Origin of the sequence: Stackebrandtia nassauensis DSM 44728, from assembly GCF_000024545.1 — a bacterium.
Lineage (GTDB): Bacteria > Actinomycetota > Actinomycetes > Mycobacteriales > Micromonosporaceae > Stackebrandtia > Stackebrandtia nassauensis.
The window spans coordinates 4423374-4445093 of the sequence record NC_013947.1; the positions used below are offsets into that span (position 1 = coordinate 4423374).

At 65.1% G+C, this 21720-nt stretch carries 18 protein-coding genes; 6 read left to right on the forward strand and 12 right to left on the reverse strand.

Going from position 1 to position 21720, the window contains the following annotated elements; genetic code table 11:
• The first annotated feature begins 27 nt into the window (after positions 1 to 27).
• From SNAS_RS20400 to ccrA, 3 genes are all read left to right on the forward strand, one after another.
• Positions 28 to 1227 carry an ABC transporter substrate-binding protein gene (locus SNAS_RS20400; RefSeq protein WP_013019358.1) on the forward strand — a complete coding sequence of 400 codons (1200 nt, stop codon included), beginning with the start codon at positions 28 to 30 and terminating at the stop codon, positions 1225 to 1227.
• Positions 1228 to 1279: 52 nt separating this feature from the next.
• The gene (locus tag SNAS_RS20405; RefSeq protein ID WP_013019359.1) at positions 1280 to 2077 is read left to right on the forward strand and encodes a class I SAM-dependent methyltransferase; all 798 of its coding nucleotides are present in this window, start codon (positions 1280 to 1282) and stop codon (positions 2075 to 2077) included.
• Between the two features lie 81 nt (positions 2078 to 2158).
• Positions 2159 to 3490, forward strand: a complete 1332-nt coding sequence (ccrA, locus tag SNAS_RS20410; RefSeq protein WP_013019360.1) for a crotonyl-CoA carboxylase/reductase — start codon at positions 2159 to 2161, stop codon at positions 3488 to 3490.
• A 42-nt stretch (positions 3491 to 3532) separates the two neighbouring features.
• Here ccrA and SNAS_RS33045 read toward each other — a convergent pair whose 3' ends face one another.
• The 9 genes from SNAS_RS33045 to SNAS_RS20455 all read right to left on the reverse strand — a co-directional run bounded on the left by SNAS_RS33045 (position 3533) and on the right by SNAS_RS20455 (position 15392).
• The gene (locus SNAS_RS33045) at positions 3533 to 6361 is read right to left on the reverse strand and encodes an AfsR/SARP family transcriptional regulator (protein WP_144300577.1); all 2829 of its coding nucleotides are present in this window, start codon (positions 6359 to 6361) and stop codon (positions 3533 to 3535) included.
• Between the two features lie 251 nt (positions 6362 to 6612).
• The gene (locus tag SNAS_RS20420) at positions 6613 to 7725 is read right to left on the reverse strand and encodes an ABC transporter ATP-binding protein (RefSeq protein WP_013019362.1); all 1113 of its coding nucleotides are present in this window, start codon (positions 7723 to 7725) and stop codon (positions 6613 to 6615) included.
• Complete coding sequence (locus SNAS_RS20425) at positions 7718 to 8752, reverse strand: ABC transporter ATP-binding protein (protein WP_013019363.1); 1035 nt, start codon at positions 8750 to 8752, stop codon at positions 7718 to 7720. Before SNAS_RS20425 ends, SNAS_RS20420 begins: the two co-directional genes overlap by 8 nt.
• Positions 8753 to 8758: 6 nt before the next feature.
• Entirely contained in the window at positions 8759 to 9694 is a 936-nt protein-coding gene (locus tag SNAS_RS20430) for an ABC transporter permease (RefSeq protein ID WP_013019364.1), read from the reverse strand.
• On the reverse strand, positions 9687 to 10694 hold the full coding sequence (locus SNAS_RS20435; protein ID WP_013019365.1) for an ABC transporter permease: 1008 nt from the start codon (positions 10692 to 10694) through the stop codon (positions 9687 to 9689). The genes SNAS_RS20430 and SNAS_RS20435 overlap by 8 nt, the downstream gene beginning before the upstream one ends.
• A 117-nt stretch (positions 10695 to 10811) precedes the next feature.
• A complete protein-coding gene (locus SNAS_RS20440) occupies positions 10812 to 12395 on the reverse strand; it encodes a peptide ABC transporter substrate-binding protein (protein WP_013019366.1) in 1584 nt (527 codons plus the stop codon).
• Between the two features lie 346 nt (positions 12396 to 12741).
• Positions 12742 to 13725 (reverse strand): carbohydrate kinase family protein, encoded by a 984-nt coding sequence (locus tag SNAS_RS20445; RefSeq protein ID WP_013019367.1) that lies wholly within the window; start codon positions 13723 to 13725, stop codon positions 12742 to 12744.
• 121 nt (positions 13726 to 13846) lie between these two features.
• Positions 13847 to 14203, reverse strand: coding sequence for an iron-sulfur cluster insertion protein ErpA (gene erpA, locus SNAS_RS20450; protein ID WP_013019368.1), 357 nt, complete (start codon positions 14201 to 14203; stop codon positions 13847 to 13849).
• Between the two features lie 70 nt (positions 14204 to 14273).
• Positions 14274 to 15392: a glycerate kinase family protein gene (locus tag SNAS_RS20455; RefSeq protein WP_013019369.1), complete on the reverse strand. Its 1119-nt coding sequence runs from the start codon at positions 15390 to 15392 to the stop codon at positions 14274 to 14276.
• A gap of 131 nt (positions 15393 to 15523) precedes the next feature.
• Between SNAS_RS20455 and nadA the strand changes: the two genes are divergently transcribed.
• The 3 genes from nadA to SNAS_RS20470 all read left to right on the forward strand — a co-directional run bounded on the left by nadA (position 15524) and on the right by SNAS_RS20470 (position 18928).
• Positions 15524 to 16690, forward strand: coding sequence for a quinolinate synthase NadA (gene nadA / locus SNAS_RS20460; protein ID WP_013019370.1), 1167 nt, complete (start codon positions 15524 to 15526; stop codon positions 16688 to 16690).
• A gap of 137 nt (positions 16691 to 16827) precedes the next feature.
• The gene (gene murA / locus SNAS_RS20465; protein WP_052305074.1) at positions 16828 to 18210 is read left to right on the forward strand and encodes a UDP-N-acetylglucosamine 1-carboxyvinyltransferase; all 1383 of its coding nucleotides are present in this window, start codon (positions 16828 to 16830) and stop codon (positions 18208 to 18210) included.
• Positions 18211 to 18232: 22 nt separating this feature from the next.
• On the forward strand, positions 18233 to 18928 hold the full coding sequence (locus tag SNAS_RS20470; RefSeq protein ID WP_169313909.1) for a DUF3043 domain-containing protein: 696 nt from the start codon (positions 18233 to 18235) through the stop codon (positions 18926 to 18928).
• Positions 18929 to 18930: 2 nt separating this feature from the next.
• On the opposite strand, the gene SNAS_RS20475 is transcribed toward SNAS_RS20470, so the two are convergent.
• Genes SNAS_RS20475 through SNAS_RS20485 form a run of 3 tightly spaced genes read right to left on the reverse strand, consistent with a single transcriptional unit; the run spans position 18931 to position 21492 of the window.
• The gene (locus tag SNAS_RS20475; protein WP_013019373.1) at positions 18931 to 19896 is read right to left on the reverse strand and encodes an ABC transporter ATP-binding protein; all 966 of its coding nucleotides are present in this window, start codon (positions 19894 to 19896) and stop codon (positions 18931 to 18933) included.
• The gene (locus tag SNAS_RS20480) at positions 19893 to 20702 is read right to left on the reverse strand and encodes an ABC transporter permease (RefSeq protein ID WP_013019374.1); all 810 of its coding nucleotides are present in this window, start codon (positions 20700 to 20702) and stop codon (positions 19893 to 19895) included. The genes SNAS_RS20475 and SNAS_RS20480 overlap by 4 nt, the downstream gene beginning before the upstream one ends.
• Positions 20695 to 21492: an ABC transporter permease gene (locus tag SNAS_RS20485; protein WP_013019375.1), complete on the reverse strand. Its 798-nt coding sequence runs from the start codon at positions 21490 to 21492 to the stop codon at positions 20695 to 20697. Before SNAS_RS20485 ends, SNAS_RS20480 begins: the two co-directional genes overlap by 8 nt.
• Positions 21493 to 21720 lie beyond the last annotated feature (228 nt).

The window sequence follows — 21720 nt, forward strand, 5'->3', positions numbered from 1 at the left end:
AAACACCCCAACGCTGAGGAAGATGCCATGAAGTATCGAGCAGGACGAAAGATCGTCACCGCCGCGTGCGGTCTACTACTCCTGACTTCCCTTGCCTCATGCTCGGTGAACGACAAGAAGTCACCAGGCACAGTCGACGTTGGACTGCTGACACCGCTTTCCGGCGCCCTCAAAGAGGTCGGCGCGGACGCGAAGGACGCGTTCGACCGTTACATCGACGTGAACGACGGCAAACTCGGCGGACGAAAGATCAACCTGTCCATTCGCGACGAGGGCGACGACCCGAAGACCTCACTGCCATCGGCCAAGAAGCTGATGCAGGACGACAACGTCGACGTCATCGTGGGCGCCGCCAGCTCCGCGAACTACATCGCCGTCGCCCCGGAGGCCACCAAGGCCGAAGTCCCCCTGCTCGGATACGGCGGACAGCCCCCATTGGACGATGCGGGCATCGACTTCAAGTGGCTGTGGCAGACCTCCTTCTCCACCAGCCAGCTCGGGGCGTCGATCGCGCCCTACATCAAGGACAAGGTGGACGGGTCGGTCTACACGATCGCGCCGGACTACGAGGGTGGAAAAGCCGTGATGGGCAGCTTCATCAAGCCCTTCATGGAGGCGGGTGGCAAGCTCGCCAACGCCGAGAAGGAACCGGCGTGGACGCCGTGGCCGAAGACCATGGACTTCTCCAAGTACTTCGAGGAGGCCGCGGCCAGCGACGCCAAGGCGATCTTCGCCTACTACGGCGGCGCCCCGGCCATCGAGTTCGTCAAGCAGTACGCCAAGTCCCCCGCCAAGGACATCCCGCTGTACGGCGCGTTCCTCACCGAAGGCGCGGTACTGGAAGCGCAAGGCGAAGCCGCCGAGGGCGTCCAGACCGTCATGAACTACGCGCCCGACATCGACAACGCCGCGAACCGCCGGTTCGTGTCCGAATGGAGTGAGATCAACTCCGACCGCCCCACCAGCCTCTACAGTATGGTCGGCTGGGACGCCGCCCTGGTGCTCGACCAGGCCATCTCCCGGATCCCTCTTGACGAAGAGGTGACACCGGCGAAGATCAACAAGGCGATGGGGGAACTGGGAACGATCAACAGTTCGCGGGGCTCATGGCAGTTCGACGAGGAGCTCCACATTCCGATCCAGCGCTGGTACCTGCGTACCGTCGCCAAGGACGGACCATCACTGACCAATGTGGTCACCGAAGACCTGGACACGATCGGCGGCTGATTCCCCACATCAGCCTTGCCACCCGATATCCATTACGAAAGGACGCTCTTGCATGAGCACCAAGGATTACATCTTCGACACCGGCTCTGAACTCGGCGAAAAGCACGTGGAATACCTGGAGAAGATGCTCGACGGGCCCACCACCATGGTGCTGTCCAGCCTCGACATCCAGCCCGGTCAGCGGTGTCTCGAAGTCGGATTCGGCGGTGGATCGATCGCGCGGTGGATGTCCGACCGCGTCGGCCCGACCGGTAAGGTCGTCGCCCTCGACCTCGACATCGACCACCTCGAGCCCCGCCCCAACCTCGAGGTGCTCAGCCACGACATCAACGAGGGCCTTCCGGCGAGCGCCCAGGGTCCCTACGACGTCATCCACGCCCGCCAGGTCCTGATGCACCTGCCGCAGCGCGAGGCCATCTTCAAGCACCTGGTCGACTCGCTCGCCCCCGGCGGCTGGCTGGTCATCGGCGACATGACCGACCGCGAGCGCACCGTCAAGGCGGCTCCCAGCCAGGCCGACAAAGAGCTGTGGGACAAGATCCAGCACATGAACCACCACCTCGTCGGAAAGCCGCGCGGCATGAACTTCGAGTGGACCCACGAGGTCGACGGCCACATGGCCAGCGCCGGGCTGACCAACATCCAGGGCCTGGAGTACTCGCAGGTGACCAAGGGCGGCGGCAACGCGATGATGCTGCACCGCAACCTCAACATCCAGGCGGCCCCGCTGCTGCTGCAAGCCGGAGCCACCCAGGAAGAACTCGACCGCTACCGCGAGCTCACCCTCGACCCGGGCTTCCGCGCCTGGTTCTTCCAGATCATCTACACCTGGGGCCAGAAGGCCGCCTGAAACTGACACACGACGCTGCCGTCACGCGGTCCTTCCCCGCGTGACGGCGGCGTCGTCGCCCCGCCTCACCGGAGGTCTCGCGTGAAGACCATTCTCGACGCCATCCAAAGCCCCGAATCCACACCGGACGACTTCGCCGCGCTACCCGTACCCGAGGAATATCGCGCGGTCACGCTGCGAGCCAACGAAACCGACATGTTCGCCGGGATGGACAGCGCCGACAAGGACCCCCGTCGCTCCCTCCACACCGAGCACGTGCCCACCCCGAGTCTGGAGCCCGGTGAGGCCCTGGTCGCGGTGATGGCCTCGGCGGTCAACTACAACACGGTGTGGAGCGCGATCTTCGAACCCATCCCCACCTTCGACTTCCTGCGCCGCTACGGCCGTACCTCCCCGGCCGCCAAACGCCACGACCAGCCCTACCACGTGGTCGGCTCCGACCTGTCCGGAGTGGTGCTTCGGGTCGGCCCCGGCGTCAACGCCTGGCGCCCCGGCGACCACGTCGTCGCCCACTGTCTGTCGGTCGAGCTGGAGGCCGCCGCGGGTCACAACGACACCATGTTGGACCCCGAACAGCGCATCTGGGGTTTCGAGACCAACTTCGGCGGCCTGGCCGAACTGGCGGTGGTGAAGGCCAACCAGCTGATGCCCAAACCGGATCACCTCACCTGGGAGGAATCCGCGTGCGTCGGGCTGGTGAACTCCACCGTCTACCGCCAACTGGTGTCCCTCAACGGTGCTGGCATGAAACTGGGCGACAACGTCCTGATCTGGGGCGCCTCGGGCGGCCTGGGCTCCTACGCCGTCCAGTACGCCCTCGCCTCCGGCGCCACCCCCGTCTGCGTGGTCTCATCTCCGGAGAAGGCCGAGCTGTGCCGGTCCATGGGCGCCGAAGCCATCATCGACCGCAACGCCGAGGGCTACCGGTTCTGGCAGGACGCCCACACCCAGGACCCCAAGGAGTGGAAGCGCTTCGGCGCCCGCATCCGCGAACTCACCGGCGGCGAGGACGTCGACATCGTCTTCGAACACCCCGGCCGCGAGACCTTCGGCGCCTCCGTCTTCGTCACCCGCCGAGGCGGCACCATCGTCACCTGCGCGTCCACATCGGGCCACGTCCACGAATACGACAACCGCTACCTGTGGATGAGCGTCAAACGCATCATCGGCTCCCACTTCGCCAACTACGCCGAAGCCTGGGCGGCCAACCGCTTGGTGAGCAAAGCCAAGATCCACCCGACCCTGTCGAAGGTCTACCCACTGGAGCAGACGGGACAGGCAGCCCACGACGTCCACACAAACAGCCACCACGGCAAAATCGGTGTGCTTTGCCTATCACCGCGAGAGGGGCTCGGTGTTCGCGACGAGGCGACCCGCCAGCGGCACCTCAACGCGATCAACCGGTTCCGGTGAAAGCCTCGGCCGCCGCGATCGTCGGCGAGCTCGAAAACTAACCTAGCCGGGCTCGGGTAGCCCCAGCTCGTTCAGTATCCGCAGAGCTCGTTCTCGCGTTGTGCGGGCCGTTTTGACTTCGCCCAGTCCTTCGTGTGCGTCCGCGAGGACTGTGAGGGCGAGCGCGTGCGAGCGGAGTCTGGTCTCGGCGAAGACCTCCGCCGAGTAGGTGGCAGCGGCCTTCGCCCGCGCATGGTCTTTCTTGCCGTTGTGGGCACGTGCGAGTTGAAGCATTCCGATGGCGCGCAGTTTCGTACTCGCGGCGTCCAGGTCAATGAGTTCCAACTGCTTCAGGGCGTTGTCGTAATCCTCGAGATCGCAATAGATGTCGGCGATGCTGGTCCTGATGAGGCGCGACTGTATCCGGCTGTTGTCAGCTGTCAGTTCCAGGGCATGTTCAAAATCCTGTATCGCCTCACGGTATTGACCACGCGCGTGGCGTATATCAGCGCGGAACATGATCACCTGCGTCCACGAACCGGGGTCCAGCTCCACTTCAGAATCAAGGATGGGTCGCAGCAATCCTTCGGCTTCATCAACACGCCCCGTCTCGCACAAGAAGGTCACAAAGGCCATCCTTGCGTCTATTTCCATTGCACCGGTGGGATTGTGGTCGAAGTACTTGCGCGCGCCGTCGAACAGCGTCTCGGCCTCGGCATAGCGACCTGTTACGCGGTAAAGATTGGCCAAGGCGGCAGTGCTCGCGAGAATCGTGTACTGGTGTTGCGCCTCGTTGGCTAGCCGCAATGCCGTTCGAAAGTGGTCTTCGGCCAGGGTCATCTCACCATTGCTGAAGCGGGCATCTCCGTGAGTGAAATGGTAGAAACCCGTTTCGTCGCGGTGTATGTCCAACGCCTTCTGTCCGAACTTCACATCCCCTGGGTTGTCACCCGCTTCGGCGCACAGCTGCGCCTTCACATCAAACATGGCTTGTGCTGCTTCGGTGTCCCCACGTTCCAGGGCGGCCGCGAGCTGGTCATCGACCAGCGGGGCGGCCACCGATATGTTCTCACCCAACCGCACAAACGCCACCACCGTGTGAACCAGACGCCAAAAGCTTGAGTGAGCACGCCAAGCCGAAACCGCGGCGATCACATTGTTGTAGTCGTGACTGTTGAGCACGCGGCAGTTGTCGTGGTACCAACCGATTACCTGATTAGCGACGTGAATCTCGCTGCCGGTCGCTTGAGCCTTTTTCTTGGCGTACTCGCGGGTGAGGTCATGGAACCGGTATCGACCTGGGCGATGCTCATCGATGAGGCTCGCGGTGGTCAAGCGGTCGAAGTCCTTGCCAGTGCCCAGTTCCAATGCCAACGCTTGCGGAAAGTCATCACCGGGGATGAGAGCGAGCTGGCACAGCAGCTGTTGGGCTTCTGCTGTCAAACTCTGGAAAGACTGGTCCAGGGCAGTGGCAATCGTCGAGTCGCCGTCGACGGAAAGCAGGTCAAGGCGGTCCGGGTTGCCGAGTTCATCGGCCAACTGCTTGGCGGTGCGTCCCGAGCCATCCACGAGTAGCGCGGCCGAGATCCGCAACGCCAACGGCAGATGTCCACAAAGTTCGGCAATACGACGCGTGGAGCCACGGTCGATGCTCAAGCCAGCCGTACTCGCGGATTTGGCCAGAAGATCGACGGACTCAAGGTGATTCAAGGGCGAAAGGAAAAGCGGCACCGTGTCATCAACGGCGGTGAGTCCTGTGAGCCGATTTCGGCTGGTGGCAACCGTGAAGGCGTTCGGCGACGACGGTATGAGAGGTCGAATCTGGTCGGCGTTCTTGGCATTGTCGAGTACGACCAGTATGCGTTTTCCGTCGGTCAATGACCGATACAAGGCTGCCGCTTCGTCGACATCGGATGGTATCGAAACGCTCGGATCCCGCAGCGCTCGGATGAAACGGCCGAGTGCTTCATGTGCCGAGACGGGGGCACCGGAATCGAATCCGCGCAGATTGATGAAGAACTGCCCGTCGGGGAACTGGTCGCGGTTCTCATGTGCCCAGTGAATGGCCAGAGCGGTCTTGCCGACCCCGGCGGCTCCAACAACCACACAGGAACGAGACTTGTCGCTGTCGTGAAACTGCCTGGTCAATGCCGTAAGCGCGATGTTGCGTCCGACAAATCCCGCGGGTTTGATCGGCAGTTGAGCGGGCACGGACTTTCCGGGCTGAACATACGACGGCCGCACGGGCCGGTCCGGACGAGTCGAGGCGTTGTCGGACAGGTCCAGTACCGGATCGCGTCGCAGTATCGCAGCGTGTCTTTCCCGCAACGAGACGTCCGGATCGAGGCCCAGGTTCTCGGCGAGGTCTGTCCGCAAACGCTCGTACGCTTCGAGTGCCTCAGGTGTCCTGCCGTCTCGATACAGCGCCAGCATCAGCAAGTCGGTCAAGCGTTGCCGGAACGGGTGTTCCAGGACCAGCAGCCGAAGCTCACCGATCACCTGCGAATGGTCGCCGTGTGCGAGTTCGGCGTCGAGGCGTTCCTCCAGCGCGGCCAGCCATATTCCTCCGAGCCTGGCTACCTCGGTGTTGATGAGCCTGCCTTCCAGGCCGCTGTACGCGCTGCCCTGCCACAATCCGAGTGCCGTGCGCAAGACCGCTAGCCGCTGCGCGTTGTCCCGCCGCAGGAACAGTTCACGGGCTTCACGTACCTTCTGTTCGAAGAGAATCGCGTCGCAGGTGGCGCCATCCATATTGAGGCGATAACCGTCCCCGGCCGATTCCAAGCGCTCAGCCCCCAAGACTTTTCGCAGCCGAGAAGCGGCGTGTCTGACTTGGCGAAGCGCCGTTTCCGGTGGATCACCGTCCCATATGCCCTCGATGAGGCGGGCCATGGAGACACCGTGTCCGGCATCAATCAGAAGCACCGCCAGTAGCCGCTTCCCGATGCGGCCTCGCACGTCGACACGAGACTCAGCTCTCGTCACTTCCAGTGGGCCAAGAACCCGAAAGTCCAACGTCCGTCTCTCCTAGTCGAGTACCGAAACCCAACTTATCCAGAAGCTCATGGCCTCGAAGCGTTTGGACGCGAGCACAGACGAACTGCCCCGAGTCTGTCGACTCGGGGCAGTCAAAGGTTGATCAATCAGGCGGCGTGCAGGACGTCCCGTGGTGCCGCGTAGTGGCAGGCGTTGGGGTGGTCGGCGCCGGGGCGGATCTGCAGCAGCGGCTGTTCGTCGCGGCAGTTGTCCGGGACCTGGTCGGCGTAGGAGGTGCTGTCCTTCTGTTCCGGGGTCGCGGTCTTGGCCCATTCCTGACGGGCCTTGAAACAGCGGGTGCGGAACCGGCAGCCCGACGGCGGGTTGGCCGGGGACGGCACGTCGCCTTCCAGGATGATCTCGGCCTTGTGTTCACGCGCCTTGGGGTCCGGCACCGGAACAGCTGAGAGCAATGCCTGGGTGTACGGGTGCATCGGGGATTCGTAGATCTCGTCCTCGGTACCCAGCTCCGCCACGCTGCCCAGGTACATGACCGCTACCCGGTCAGCGATGTGGCGGACGACCGACAGGTCGTGAGCGATGAAGATGTACGACAGCCCCAGCTCGTCCTGAAGCTCTTCCAGCAGGTTGATGACCTGCCCCTGAATCGACACGTCCAACGCCGAGACCGGCTCGTCGCACAGCAGGATCTCCGGTTTGAGGGCGAGCGCGCGGGCGATGCCGATGCGCTGCCGCTGCCCACCGGAGAACTGGTGCGGGTACCGGTTGATGTGATCCGGGTTCAGGCCCACCACGTCGAGCAGGTCCTGAATCGCCTTTCGACGCCCAGACTTCGGCACCACGTCGGGGTGAATGACGAAGGGTTCGCCGATGATGTCGCCGACGGTCATGCGCGGGTTCAACGACGTGTACGGGTCCTGGAACACCATCTGCACGTTGCGCCGCAACCGATGCAGACCCTTGCGGCCCAATCGGGTGATGTCCTCGCCCTTGACGCGGATGCCGCCAGAGGTCGGCCGCTCCAGGCCCACCAACAGCTTCGCCAAGGTGGACTTACCGCAGCCCGACTCCCCCACTACGCCGAGGGTCTCGCCCTTGCGCAGTGACAGTGAGACGCCGTCGACGGCCTTGACCGCGCCGATCTTCTTCTTGAAGACGACTCCGGCACGGATCGGGAAGTGCTTGACGAGGTTGTCGACTTCCAGAACGGTCTCTCCCGCGGCGGCGGTGCCCGCGGCGACCGTGGTGGGCTCATTCATCGTTCATGACCTCCGACGAGAAGTGGCATGCCGCGAAACGCTCTCCGGTGAACTGCAACAGTTCGGGGTCGTCAGTGCGGCAGACGTCCTGGGCATAACCGCAGCGCGGCGCGAACGAACAGCCGGGTGGGATGTTCGTCAGCACCGGCGGCAGACCCGCGATGACCTCCAGCCGCTGTCCCTTGACGTCCAGGCGCGGGATCGACTTCAGCAGCGCCTTGGTGTACGGGTGAGCCGGTTTCTCGAAGATCTCGTGAATGGTGGCCTGTTCGACCGCGCGGCCCGCGTACATGACGGTCACGTCGTCGGCGACGTCGGCGACCACGCCGAGGTCGTGGGTGATCAGGATCAGACCCATCTGACGTTCGGCCTGGATCTCGGCGAGCAGTCGCATGATCTGCGCCTGCACCGTCACGTCCAGGGCCGTGGTCGGTTCGTCGGCGATCAGGATCTCGGGATCCAGTGCCAGCGCCATCGCGATCATGACGCGCTGTCGCATACCGCCGGAGAACTGGTGCGGGTACTCGTCGACGCGCTGTTTCGCGGCCGGGATCTTCACCAGGTCCAGCAGCTCGATGGCGCGTTTCCTGGCGTCGGAGCGGGACATGCCGCGGTGGATGCGGAACAGCTCGCCCAGCTGGAAGCCCACTGTCCACACCGGGTTCAGCGCGGACAGGGCGTCCTGGAACACCATCGCGATGTGGTTGGCCCGTACCGGGCGCATCTCCTTGGCCTTGAGCTTCAACAGGTCCACGCCACGGAACAGGACCTCGCCATCGGCGATTCTGGCCGGTGGGATGTCGAGGATGCCCATGATGGCCTGGGACGTGACGCTCTTGCCGGAACCGGACTCTCCGACGATGGCCAGGGTCTGTCCCTCTTCGAGGGTGAAGTTCACGCCGTTGACGGCCTTCGCCTTGCCCTCACGGGTGTTGAACTCGACCTGGAGGTTCTTGACGCGCAACAACGGGGCGCTCGGGTCGAGTCCGGCGAGGACGTCCTTTTTTGCTATTTCAACAGTGGTCATGTGTCATCACCGCAGTTTCGGGTCGAGGGCGTCACGCAGAGCGTCACCGAGGAGCGCGAATGCCAGGATCGTGAGCAGCAGGACCGTGCCGGGGATGATCAGCAGGTGCGGGTAGCCGCCCTGGACCCAGGGAGCGCCTTCGGCGATGAGTGTTCCCCAGCTGGTCGCCGGGGGGCGTACACCCAGACCGAGGACGGACAGCGCCGCCTCGGTGGTGATGTAGGCGCCCACCGCGATGGGAAGTCCCGACAGGACCGGGGCGATGGCGTTGGGCAGGATGTGCCGGAACAGCATCCTCCGGTCGCTGGCGCCCAGTGATCGCGCGGCCTGGACGTAGTCGAACTGCTTGGCCTGCAACACGCTCGCCCGTACCAGTCGGGTGTCGGTGGTCCAGCCGAAGAACGCCAGCGCCAGGGTCGGCGGGATGACGGCCAGGATCTGGCCACCGCCGAGTTTGAAGTCCTGGAACAGGGTCAGCAGCAGCACGGCTCCCAGGAAGAACGGGATGACCATCCAGACTTCGACCACTCGGGACACGATGGCGTCGATCCAGCCGCCGTAGTATCCGGCGAGTCCACCGAGGATGAATCCGACGGTGACGGTGATGAGGATGACCATGAACGACAGGAAGATCGAGGGCCGGGCTCCGGCGATGGTCATGGCGAAGTAGTCGCAACCCTGGTTGTTGGTGCCGAGGAAGAACTCACCGCCGAACCACTGTGGCTTGATCTTGCTGTTGTCACCGTCGCAGGCCAGATAGTCCTTGCTGGTGAAGATCCACGGCGCGACGGCCATCAGGATCACGACCAGGATCCAGACTGCCGAGATCACGGCGTCGGGTCGACGGCGCAGCGAGCGGAAGGCGTCTCGCCACATGCCGCTCGCGGGCGCGCTCAAAGCCATCGATTCTTGCGCCTCTTGCTGGGCGGCGGCCTCACTCATAGCGAATCCTCGGGTCAAAGACGGCGTACATAAGGTCGACGATCAGGTTCACCACGAGGACACCGATCGCGGCGATGGCCACTGTGGCCATGATGACGGGGATGTCCTTCTCGCGGGATGCCTCGAAGATCAACAGGCCGAGCCCGCGGATGTTCATGATGCCCTCGGTGAAGACCGCGCCCGCCAGGGCGGCGGCGAGGTAGACACCGATCATGGTGCTGATGGGGATCATCGAGTTCCGCAGCACGTGGACGATCATCATCCGGCCGGTGCGAAGTCCCTTGGCCTTGGCGGTACGGACGTAGTCGGCGCGCAGGTTCTCCAGGACGCTGGCCCGGGTGAGCCGGGTGAACGCGTCCACACCGACCAGGCCGACCAGGATGCCGGGTATGGCCACTGACAGCCAGGGATTGTCCGGGTCGAAGGAGGGTTTGAACATCAGCGCCAGCATGCTGTCGCGGCCGTAGGCGTCGCCGAAGTAGCTGCGCAGCGGCGCGGCGAGGACGAACTTGTAGGTGATGATGAGCAGGAACGGGGGAATCGCGCCGAGCAGGATCGTCGAGAACCGGATTCCGTAGTCGGTGGGTCTGCCTCTTCGCCAGGCGGCGATCATGCCGAACGTCAGGCCGAAGATGAGCCAGGTGGCGAACATGAAGGCGAACAGCCGCAACGTGTTGGGCACCGCCTGGGCCAGGTCGTCGAGGACCGGCTGCTGGTTGTAGTTCTCGCCGAAGTCGCCGGTGGAGTAGTTGGCGACGCGTTCGACGTACATGTCGACGCAGGGGTTGCCCAGTTGCCTCAGACACGGATTGTCGAGGCCGTATTTGGTCCGCACGGCGTCGAGCTGGGACTCGGTGGGGGTGCGGTCGGCGGAAAAGAACGCTCGGGCCGGATCGCCACCGGCCTGGATGGACAATGAAGTCGCGTAGTGGATCACGAAGAGCGCTAGGAACAGAGTCAACAACGCCACTAGCAGGCGCCGCACCACGTAACGGCCCACGGCGATTCCTCTCGGGGGTCACAGTAGAAATATCGGGCCGGTGGTGCCCGCCGCTTTCGCGGCGGACACCACCGGGCGTTTGAGAACCAGTCCGAAACGGACTGATGGTGCACGTGGTTAGGCGGGAGCCAGCTTGTCGTACTGGATCTGGCCAACCGGGAAGTACTTCACGCTCTTCGGGTCGATGTTCTCGCTGTAGAAGCTGCTCGACTTCGCCCAGGAGAGCGGGATACCGATCATTTCCTCGGCCAGGATCTTCTCGGCTTCGGCGTAGATCTCCATACCCTCTTCGAGGGTCTTGGCGGCGTCGGCTTCGGCGAGCTTCTTGTTGAAGTCCTTGCCTTCGTAACCGAAGCGGTTGTTCGCCGCGCCGTTGCCGTAGATCGGCTTCAGGTAGTTCTCGTTGAGCGGGTAGTCCGGCAGCCAGCCCATACGGAACGGACCCTTGGCCTTGTGCTTGTCGGTGGCAGCCAGGAACGGGTCCCAGTCCTTCACGACGAGCTCGAACTCCACGCCCAGGTTCTTCTTCAGCTGGTTACCGACGGCCTCGAAGATCGCCTTGTTGGTCGGGTCGGCGTTGTACCAGATCTCCATCTTCTTGCCCTTGGGCCAGCTCGACTCCTCGAAGAGCTTCTTGGCTTCCTTGGCGTCAAACTTGCAGAACTCGCAGGCGCCTTCGACGCCACCGGGCAGCGACGGCGGAGCGAACTCGGTCGCCGGAACCGCGCGGCCGGGGGTGGCGATGTCGATGACCTTCTCGCGGTCGATCGCCAGGCTGAAGGCCTGACGGAGCTTCTTGTCCTGGAAGGCCTTGTCGTAGACCGGCATACCCAGGTAAGTGAGCGAGGTGCTCGGCTCGGAGATCAGGCGTTCCTTCAGGTCCGGGTCGTTCTTGGCACCTTCCCACTTCTCGACCGGCGGGGAGCAGATGTCGATGTCCTCGGACTCGAAGTCGGCCCAGCAGTTCGCGTCACCGTCGTAGATGGTGAAGTCGGCCTTGTCGTACTTGACCTTGTTCGGGCCCTTGTACTTGTCGTTCTTGACCAGCGAGATGGATTCCTTGTGCTTCCACTTGCCATCGAACTTCATCGGGCCGTTGCCGATGGGCTTGTCGTTGCAGGCCTTGGTGTCCTTGACACACTCCTCGGCCATCGGCAGGAAGGCGGTGTAGCCCAGCATGGTGGAGAAACCGGCCCACGGCTTGTCCAGCTCGATGGTCAGGGTCTGGCCGTCGGCCTTGAGGCCCGCGAGCTCCTTGGCCTTGGGCTTCTTGCCCTGCATGTCGGCGAAGCCCTTGATGCGGTCGAAGAAGTAGCTGCCGGTGGCGGCGTTGGGGGCGTAGGCGCCCCAGTCCCAGGCGCGCTTGAACGCTTCCGCGTCAACGGGCTCGCCGTTGTGGAACTTGTGGCCGTCCTCGATCTCGATCGTCCAGGTCTTGTTGTCCTTGGTTTCGATCGACTTGGCCAGCAGGTTCTCGGCTTCGGCCTTCTCGTTGTAGTCGAACAGCCCCGCGTACGTCAGGCTGAGGATGATCGAACCCTCGGACTCGGTGGTGTTCGGCGGAATCAGGCTCGGCGGCTCAGCGCCGAGTCCGAACTTCATGTCGCCGCTGGCGCTTTCGCCGCCACCGCCGCCACAGGCGGCGAGGGACGCGGTAAGCACCGCGGCAGCTGCGAGCGCTATAAGGGGTTTTGCGCGCATCATCAGCCTCCTTATGGTGTGAAAGGTGGGCACTGAGGGGTGTCGCAGCGCTCCAACCACTGAAAATGCTCTGCTTGGGCATACTTTGTCGTATCTGCCGTCAGTACGGTAGTCCCCGTTACGTATCCGAGATGCAGCTGGTGCATGTCGGTGCTTGACAGCTTGACAGGCATTCAGTCAAGATTTGCCATGTAATCATCTATGAGACCGCTGATGTTTCGATGTCAGCAAGGTGACACCGGAAATCCCACTTGACAAGACAGCTGAATATTGTCAAGTATCGATCTACTCTCACTGAGTATGCGGAGGGACGGCACACCACAGTGCACCGTCCCTTATAGATTATTCAGTTCTGCTGCAAATGGGGCGCGACTTCCGCCTCACAGGCCGGTCCGTAGGACTCTCCCAGACGGCGCAGGAAGGTGCTCGTCTCGACCGAGTACTCCTGTCCGCCCGCTGTCTCGAGGACAAGGGCGGCCAGCAGGCTGCCCACCTCGGCGGCGCGCTTGACACCCAGGCCCCACGAGAGGCTGGCGAAGAAACCGGCGCGGAAGCCGTCGCCGACGCCGGTGGGGTCGAAGGCGGTGACCTCGCGGGCGATGGGGACGTGGATGCGGTCGAGGCCGCGGCCGGTGATCTCGACGCCGTCCTTGCCCAGGGTGGTGACGCGGACCTGGACGTGGTCGAGGATCTCGGCCTCCGACATGCCGGTCTTGGTCTGGAGCAGTTCGTTCTCGTATTCGTTGGTGAGCAGGAACTTGGCGCCCTCGATGAGCTGTTTGGCCTTGGCGCCGTCCATGCGGGCGAGTTGCTGGGAGGGGTCGGCGGCGAAGGGGATGCCCAGTTCACGGCATTCCTTGGAGTGCCGGACCATCGCGTCGGGGTCGCTGGCGCTGATGAGGACGAGGTCGAGGCCGCCGACGCGGGCGTTGACCGGGTTCAGGTCGATCTGGTCGGATTCGGCCATGGCGCCCGCGTAGAAGGAGCCGATCTGGCACATGTCCTCGTCGGTGGTGCACACGAAGCGGGCCGTGTGGGCGGTTTTGGAGACGTACACCGACTCGCAGTCGACCCCGTGTCCGGTCAGCCAGCCCTCGTAGTCGTCGAAGAAGTCCTTGCCCACGGCGCCGACGAGCAGTGGGGTGAGCCCCAGCTGGGCCATGCCGAAGCAGATGTTCGGGGCGATTCCGCCGCGACGGACGACGAGGTCGTCGACGAGAAACGACAGTGACACCTTGTCGAGTTTCTCTTCGATGAACTGGTCGGCGAACCTGCCGGGGAAGTGCATGAGGTGGTCGCTGGCGATCGAACCGGTCACGGCGATCTTCATCGAGGGTTTCCTAGCGAGAGGCAACAAAAACGGCCCGGCCGGTTACCGGCCGGGCCCATCAGAATAGTGCGTGTCCGAAATCCGGGCTATCGGTGTCCGGACGGACACGATCCTGGCGGTCCTAGTGGAACGAATCACCACAGGCGCACGAGCCGCCCGCGTTCGGGTTGTCGATCTGGAACCCCTGGGCGTCGATCTTGTCGACGAAGTCGATGCTGGCGCCGGCGAGATACGGCACGCTCATGCGGTCCACGACGAGCTCGAAGCCGTCGTAGGTGTTGACCACGTCGCCGTCCAGGGAGCGCTCGTCGAAGAACAGCTGGTAGCGCAAGCCAGAACAACCGCCCGGCTGAACCGCCACGCGCAGCCGCAGGTCGTCGCGGCCTTCCTGTTCCAGCAGCGCCTTCACCTTGGCGGCGGCCTCATCGGTCAGCGCCACGCCCGTGGGGGCATCGGTTTCGGTCTGCGTTTCGGTCACGGTGTCACTCCCTTGAAAGACATTGAGTCGGTATCCACCGTAGCGAACACTCGAGGATGCGGCGACATTCCTACCGAGGCCGCCACTTTTGCGCGAGTTTGGCGCCCAGGGCCGTCAGGCCCTCGGCGGGCTTGGCCATGGCCTCCTCCGACGAGCCGAAATGCTCGGTCAGCGACATGGTGCGGGTGATGCCCGCGGTGAGGGCTTCGCGGCGGCCGACGGTGACGCGTCCGGCGACCACGACGCAGGGCAGGCCGCGTTCGGTGGCGGCCTCGGCGATGCCCGACACCAGCTTGCCGCGCAGCGACTGGTGGTCGAAGGAGCCTTCGCCGGTGATGACCAGGTCGCAGGAGTCGAGGGCTTCGCGCAGGCCGACGGCGCGGCCGATGAGGTCGGCGCCGGAGGCGCGGCTGCCGCCCAGCGCGAACAGGGCCGCGCCCAGACCACCCGCGGCACCGGCGCCGGGCAGGTCGGCGACGTTGGGCGGGCTGCCGGGGATGCCGGAAAGTACGTGTCCGAATGTGGACAGGGCATGGTCCAGGATCTGGACGTCGTTGTCGCTGGCGCCCTTCTGCGGGCCGAAGATCGCCGAGGCGCCGTTGATGCCGCACAGCGGGTTGTCGACGTCGGTGGCCGCGACGATGGTCGCGCCGCGCAGCCGGGCGGCGCCGTCGAGTGTGACGCAGTCGGCCAGGACGCCGCCGCCGTAGGGCAGGGCCCGGTTCAGCGAGTCGAGTGGGGTCAGGCCCAGCGCGGTGAGCATTCCGGCCCCGGCGTCGTTGGTGGCCGAGCCGCCCAGGCCGATGACGAGGGTGCGGGCCCCGGCCTCGACGGCGGCGGTCATGAGCTGGCCCAGGCCGAAGGAGGTGGCGCGCAGCGGGTCGCGTTCTTCGGGGTCGAGCAGGTGCAGGCCGCAGGCCTCGGCGCTTTCGATGTAGGCGGTGTCGCCGACCAGCAGGATGTCGCCGCTGACCTTGCGGCCCAGCGGATCGACGATGTCGAAGCTCTCGCGGCGGCCGTCGAGGGCGGCGGCCAGCGCGTCGAGCATGCCGGGGCCGCCGTCGGACAGCGGCAGCACGTCGAGCTGGTCGTCGGGGTTCACCTCGTGCCAGCCCTCGGCCACGGCGGCGGCGGCTTCGGGGGCCGAGAGGGTACCGGCGAACTTGTCGGGGCAGATCAACACGCGCACGCGTCGACCCTAGACGGCCGGGGCCAGCGGCGAGGGTCACAGTCTCGGAGTGTGGCGGATATCGACGGTTGTGAGAGAATTCGTATTACGCGTCAAACCGACGATAAATCTGATGCCCCAGGAGGGCAGCCGTGAGTACCTTCACCGAACCCGCCCCGACCGCCACCGCCCTGCTGCTGCTCGGCAAGGGCTCCGACGCCGCCTCCGAGAAGGGCGTCGACTGTCCCGGCGAACTGCCCGCGCCCTCCGACCCGGACCTGGTGGCCCGCGCCCGCGCCGCCAAGGAGGCCCTGGGTGACCGGCTTTTCATTCTGGGGCACCACTATCAGCGCGACGAGGTGATCCAGTTCGCCGACGTCACCGGTGACTCGTTCAAGCTGGCGCAGCAGGCCGCCGCCCGTCCCGAGGCCGAGTTCATCGTGTTCTGCGGCGTCCACTTCATGGCCGAGTCGGCCGACATCCTCACCACCGACGACCAGAAGGTGATCCTGCCGGACATGGCCGCCGGGTGTTCGATGGCCGACATGGCCGCCGCGGTCCAGGTCGAGGACTGCTGGGAGGCGCTGACCGAGGCGGGCGTCGCCGACGTGACGGTGCCGATGACGTACATGAACTCCACCGCCGCCATCAAGGCCTTCGTCGGCAAACGCGACGGCGTGGTGTGCACCTCCTCCAACGCCGAGCGGGCGCTGAACTGGGCCTTCGAGCGCGGCGAGAAGGTGCTGTTCCTGCCCGACCAGCACCTGGGACGCAACACCGCCGTGCGGGACCTGGGCCTGAGCCTGGAGGACTGTGTCGTCTACAACCCGCACAAGCCCAACGGCGGCCTGACGAAGCAGCAGCTGCGGGACGCGAAGATGATCCTGTGGCGCGGCCACTGCTCGGTGCACGGCCGGTTCACCCTCGACAGCGTGCGCGACGTGCGCGAGCGGGTTCCGGGCGTGAACGTGCTGGTGCACCCCGAGTGCAGCCACGACGTGGTCTCGGCCGCCGACTACGTCGGCTCCACCGAGTACATCATCAAGGCCCTGGACGCGGCCGAACCCGGATCGGCCTGGGCGATCGGCACCGAACTGAACCTGGTGCGGCGGCTGGCCAACCGGCACGCGGACAAGCAGGTCACGTTCCTGGACAAGACGGTGTGCTACTGCTCGACGATGAACCGCATCGACCTGCCGCACCTGGTGTGGGCGCTGGAGGAACTCGTCGCCGGACGGGTCCCGAATCAGATCACTGTGGACGCTGAGACGGCCCGCCACGCCAGCTTCGCGCTCGACCGGATGCTCGCCCTCCCTTAAGAAAGGTGTCGAAGGACCCTAAAAGGCCGGGCAACCGTGGCCTGGCCTCGCGCGTGGTGAACGATAGTGCTGCCATTTTCCGACCCCTCGGAACACGCATTCGAGACCGGTGGGTGAAACGTCCGGTTCTCACCTATATGCTCGCGCTCGGCAGTGCGTTTCACTCACGAACTTCGGAAGGCTGTGCGTTGAACGACGACGACGTGCTCGTGGTACACGGTGGTACTCCCCTCAAGGGAGAGATCCGGGTCAGAGGCGCGAAGAATCTGGTCTCCAAGGCCATGGTCGCGGCACTACTGGCGGACTCTCCCTCCACTTTGTTCGATGTACCGGCGATCAGCGACGTCGATATCGTCCGTGGACTGCTTGAGCTGCATGGAGTCCGCACGTCCATCGACAAAGACCGGTCACTGCGGATGGATCCCACCAATGTGGTGACAGCCGGCGTCGACGAGATCAACGTGCACGCCGGTTCCAGCCGGATCCCGATCCTGCTGTGCGGGCCGCTGCTGCACCGGCTGGGCTCGGCCTACATCCCCGACCTGGGCGGCTGCAACATCGGCGGCCGTCCCATCGACTTCCACATCGACGCGCTGCGCAAGTTCGGCGCCGTGGTGGAGAAGCTGCCCGACGGCATGCACCTGACGGCGCCGCAGCGACTGCAGGGCATCAAGTACACACTGGACTACCCCTCGGTGGGTTCAACCGAGCAGATCCTGCTGACCGCCGTGATGGCCGAGGGCGTCACCGAGCTGCGCAACGCCGCGGTGGAGCCGGAGATCATCGACCTGATCTGCATCCTGCAGAAGATGGGCGCCATCATCAAGGTCAACACCGACCGGGTCATCGAGATCGAGGGCGTCGACCGGCTGTCGGGCTACCGGCACCGCCCGGTCCCCGACCGCATCGAGACCGGCAGCTGGGCCGCGGCCGCGCTGGCCACCCACGGCGAGGTCTTCGTCCGGGGCGCCCGCCAGGTCGACATGATGACCTTCCTCAACGTGTACCGCACCATCGGCGGCGCCTTCGACGTCGACGACTCCCCCGGCGGCGGCATCCGGTTCTGGCACCCCGGTGGCGAACTGTCCCCGGCGGCGCTGGAGACCGACGTCCACCCCGGTCTCATGACCGACTGGCAGCAGCCGCTGGTGGTCGCGCTCACCCAGGCCCGCGGACTGTCCATTGTCCACGAGACGGTGTACGAGCGCCGGTTCGGCTACACCGCCGAGCTGCGCCAGATGGGCGCCAACATCCAGCTGTACCGCGACTGCCTGGGCGGCACTCCCTGCCGTTGGGGGCGCCGCAACTTCCTGCACTCGGCGGTCATCGCCGGGCCCAGCAAGCTGCACGCCGCCGACCTGCAGATCCCTGACCTGCGCGCGGGCTTCAGCCACCTCATCGCGGCCCTGGCCGCCGAGGGCACCTCGCGGGTGTTCGGCGTTGACAGGTTCATCACACGCGGCTACGAGGACTTCGACGCCAAGCTGGCCGGACTCGGCGCGAATGTGGAGCGGCCATGACCTGCCGGTATCGTTGGTAAGCGTGCCAGCCTTGTTTAAACGCAAATCCCGGGACGAGTCGACCGAAGACGTCGAGCAGCCGGAGTCCGCCGTCGAGGACCTTAGGGAGACCAAGAAGGTCCGCGACAAGTCCGACCCGACCCCGAAGCGCAAGCAGCCGAGCAAGAAGCGGCCGCCCAAGAACCCTCCCAAGACCTACAAGGAGGCCCGGGAGCAGGCGAAGGCTGGCAAGCCGACGACCAAGGAGGCCAAGCGGGAGCTGGCCGCCGAGCGCCGGGCCGAGCGGCTGCGCGTCGCCGACGGTCAGGACAAGGGCGATCCGCTGTTCGACCAGTACCACATGCCGCGTGACAAGGGGCCCGAGCGGCTGCTGGTGCGCGACGTGGTGGACGCCCGGTTCAGCATCGGCCAGTACTTCTTCATCATCGCGATCGTGATCATGCTGTTCTCCAACCCGGCGTACGGCATGATCTACGACTTCGTCGTGTTCGCGTGGATCGCGGTGCTGCTGCTGTTCGTCATCGACAGCGTCCTGTTGTGCCGCAAGGTGAAGCGTCTGGTCAAGAAGCGGTTCCCGAAGACGACGCAGCGCATGGGCGGGCTGTACTGGTACGCGGTGTCGCGGTCGATCATGTTCAAGCGGATGCGGATGCCGAAACCGCGCACCCGGGTCAACTCCAAGACTCCGGAAGAGCAGCTGGGCAAGCAGTTCAAGTAGAGCTATTTGCCGGTGTAGAGCTTGGCGACCACGTCCTCGATGTCGGGTTCGACGATCGACACGTCCCGCAGCGCGGCGGTGGTCGCCAGCCGCGCCACCAGTTCCCCGGCGCTGGCATCGCCGTTGGACAGCGAGAAGACGACCCGCCGGGGGTCCTCGGCGTCGATGACGGCGTGTGAGCCCGGCGGCGTCAGCGCCTCGTCCCAGTCGGCCTCGAAGTCGGCGATGACCTGCCGCCGCGACCCGTAGCGGTCGTGCAGTTCCTCCAGGGTGCCGTCGTGGACGACGTGACCGTGGTCGATGACCACCAGCCGTTTGCACAGCTTCTCGATGTCGGCGAGGTCGTGGGTGGTCAGCACCAGCGTCACGTCGCCGCCCGCACCCAGTTCGGCCAGGAACGACCGCACCGACTGCTTGGACACCACGTCCAGGCCGATGGTGGGTTCGTCCAGGAACAGGATCTCGGGGCCGTGCAGCAGCGCGGCGGTCAGTTCGCCGCGCATCCGCTGCCCCAGCGACAGCTGCCGCACCGGGGTGTCGAGGAACTCGTCCAGTTCCAGCAGGCCCCGGCAGCGGTTCAGGCGGGCGGCGTGTTCGGCGGCCGGGATGTCGAAGACGTGCCGCAGCAGGTCGAAGGACTCCCGCAGCGGCAGGTCCCACCACAGTGCCGAGCGCTGCCCGAACACGACACCGATGCGGCGGGTGAGTTTGAGGCGCTGCGGTACCGGTTCCAGTCCGCACACCCGCACGTGCCCGGCGGAGGGGTTGAGCACGCCGGTCAGCATCTTCAGGGTGGTGGACTTCCCGGCGCCGTTGGGTCCGATGTAGCCGATCATCTCGCCGCGTTCGACGGTGAGGTTCACGCCGTCGACGGCCGCGACGGTCTTCTTCTCGCGGGTGAGACGGCCCTTCTTGACCCGGACGGTGAACTCCTTGCGCAGGTCGCGCACGTCGATGACGGTGTTCATGATCCTGTTCCCTTGTAGTGTCGGATTCCGTTGTGCCACACCAGTGCGGCGAGCCCCGCGGCGATCAGCGCCACCGGGAAGACCGCCAGCCCGAGCCAGCCGGGCAGGCCCAGCGGGTCGGGTCGGCCCAGGATCAGCAGCGTCGGGTAGTACGCCACGAATCCGAAGCCGAGCCCGAAGGCGAAGAGGTTGCGGAAGAAGTTCGCGTAGATGTTGATCGGGTAGGTCGTCAGTTCGCGGCCGCCGTAGGTGAAGGCGTTGGCGAACTCGCCCGATTCGATCCACCAGAACGCCACCGAGGCGGTCATGACGAACATGGCGCTGAAGTACAGTGCCCCGGCCAGCGGGACGGTCGCGATCAGCGCGATCCGCCACCAGGTCCAGTCGATGTCGGAGGCCGTCAGCGCGACGACCAGCACGGTGACGCCCACCGCGACCCGTCCGACGCGGCGCAGCTGGAAGTCGACGACCAGCAGCTGCGGCAGGACGCGGCGCGGCCGGATCAGCATCGCGTCCAACAGGCCGGTGCGCACATAGGTCTTCAGTCGCTCCACATTGCCCACCGTGAGGTCGGCGAGCGCGAAACCGGTGGCGGACACGCCGCTGATGACGAGCACGTCGACGAGGCCGAAGCCGCCCAGCGCCGTCGTCACGCCGAACATGACCATGACCGTCACGAAGTCGGCCGCCGAGAATCCGGTCTGGACGGCCATGTCGATGAAGAAGGACGACCGGTACTGCGCCTGCGAGCGCACCTGGGCGGTCAACATCTTCGCGTAGGGCCGCAACAGTTTGTGCTCAGCCACCCTGCACCACCAGCTTCCGCACCGCGCGGCGCTGTACCGCGAAGACGATCGCCAGGCAGATCAGCGCCCACAGTGCCTGGACGGCCAGCCGGGTGAACTGGCCGCCGAAGCCGTCGCGTTCGACGAGCACGTCGGCGGGGAACTGCATGATGGACGGGAACGGTGTCAGGTACTGCATGACGAAGGCCAGCCAGCCGGGCAGGAACGACATCGGGAAGTACAGTCCCGCGCCCAGTCCCGACACCAGCGTCCACACCGCCGTGATGCCGCGGCTGTCCAGCAGCCAGAAGGCGCTGAGGTTGACCAGGTAGCGCAGCGCGAAACACACGCTCACGGCCAGCAGCACGCTGACCAGGAACAGCGGGTAGCTGGCGGGGTGGCGCGGCCAGTAGAACGGGAACACCAGGGCGCCCACGACGATCGGGGCCAGCAGCCGGGTGCAGGAGGCGAAGCCCGCGCGGCCGAGGTCGGTCGCGAAGTACGTCCATATCGGATTCACTGGTCGCAGCAGGTCGCCGACCACCTCGCCGGTGCGGACCTTGTCGGCCAGCTCGTTCCAGCCCCACAGCGCGACGACCCCGATCATCCCCTGGGTCACCCAGGTGTAAGTGGACAGTTGTTCACGCGTGTATCCGCCCGCCACTCCCCCGGCGGCGGCCACCGCGGCGAACAGCACGTAAACCCTGAGGAAACCGAACATCGAGTTGGTGAGGATGCTGGCGGCCGTCGCCTGCCGGTAGGTCGAATAGCGGCGAAAACCGGCTCGCGCCAAGGCGAGCGTCATGCGCATGGAGGCTCCTGGAGGCTGACGAGGGCAAACGAGGCGAGTCCGTAACAGCCAGGTGGCCATACGTCCATGACGCGAGCACCGGACTGTACGGGAGTCTGCCGCGACGACGCAAACAGTTTTCGGCAGCCGCACTGTCACCGCGCTCGTGTCCATGGCAAAGTGTCGATATGGCGGATGTCGCGGCAGACCTTCGAGCGGCGCTGGAGCGTGCGCTAGGGCCTTTGGACA

What these genes read in the sequence shown, in the direction of transcription:
- SNAS_RS20400 (WP_013019358.1), top strand. Translation starts at nt 28, where the DNA reads ATGAAGTATCGAGCAGGACGAAAGATCGTCACCGCCGCGTGCGGTCTA.
- SNAS_RS20405 (WP_013019359.1), top strand. Translation starts at nt 1,280, where the DNA reads ATGAGCACCAAGGATTACATCTTCGACACCGGCTCTGAACTCGGCGAA.
- SNAS_RS33045 (WP_144300577.1), bottom strand. Translation starts at nt 6,361, where the DNA reads ATGGCCCGCCTCATCGAGGGCATATGGGACGGTGATCCACCGGAAACG.
- SNAS_RS20420 (WP_013019362.1), bottom strand. Translation starts at nt 7,725, where the DNA reads ATGAATGAGCCCACCACGGTCGCCGCGGGCACCGCCGCCGCGGGAGAG.
- SNAS_RS20425 (WP_013019363.1), bottom strand. Translation starts at nt 8,752, where the DNA reads ATGACCACTGTTGAAATAGCAAAAAAGGACGTCCTCGCCGGACTCGAC.
- SNAS_RS20430 (WP_013019364.1), bottom strand. Translation starts at nt 9,694, where the DNA reads ATGAGTGAGGCCGCCGCCCAGCAAGAGGCGCAAGAATCGATGGCTTTG.
- SNAS_RS20440 (WP_013019366.1), bottom strand. Translation starts at nt 12,395, where the DNA reads ATGCGCGCAAAACCCCTTATAGCGCTCGCAGCTGCCGCGGTGCTTACC.
- SNAS_RS20445 (WP_013019367.1), bottom strand. Translation starts at nt 13,725, where the DNA reads ATGAAGATCGCCGTGACCGGTTCGATCGCCAGCGACCACCTCATGCAC.
- murA (WP_052305074.1), top strand. Translation starts at nt 16,828, where the DNA reads ATGCTCGCGCTCGGCAGTGCGTTTCACTCACGAACTTCGGAAGGCTGT.
- SNAS_RS20475 (WP_013019373.1), bottom strand. Translation starts at nt 19,896, where the DNA reads ATGAACACCGTCATCGACGTGCGCGACCTGCGCAAGGAGTTCACCGTC.
- SNAS_RS20485 (WP_013019375.1), bottom strand. Translation starts at nt 21,492, where the DNA reads ATGCGCATGACGCTCGCCTTGGCGCGAGCCGGTTTTCGCCGCTATTCG.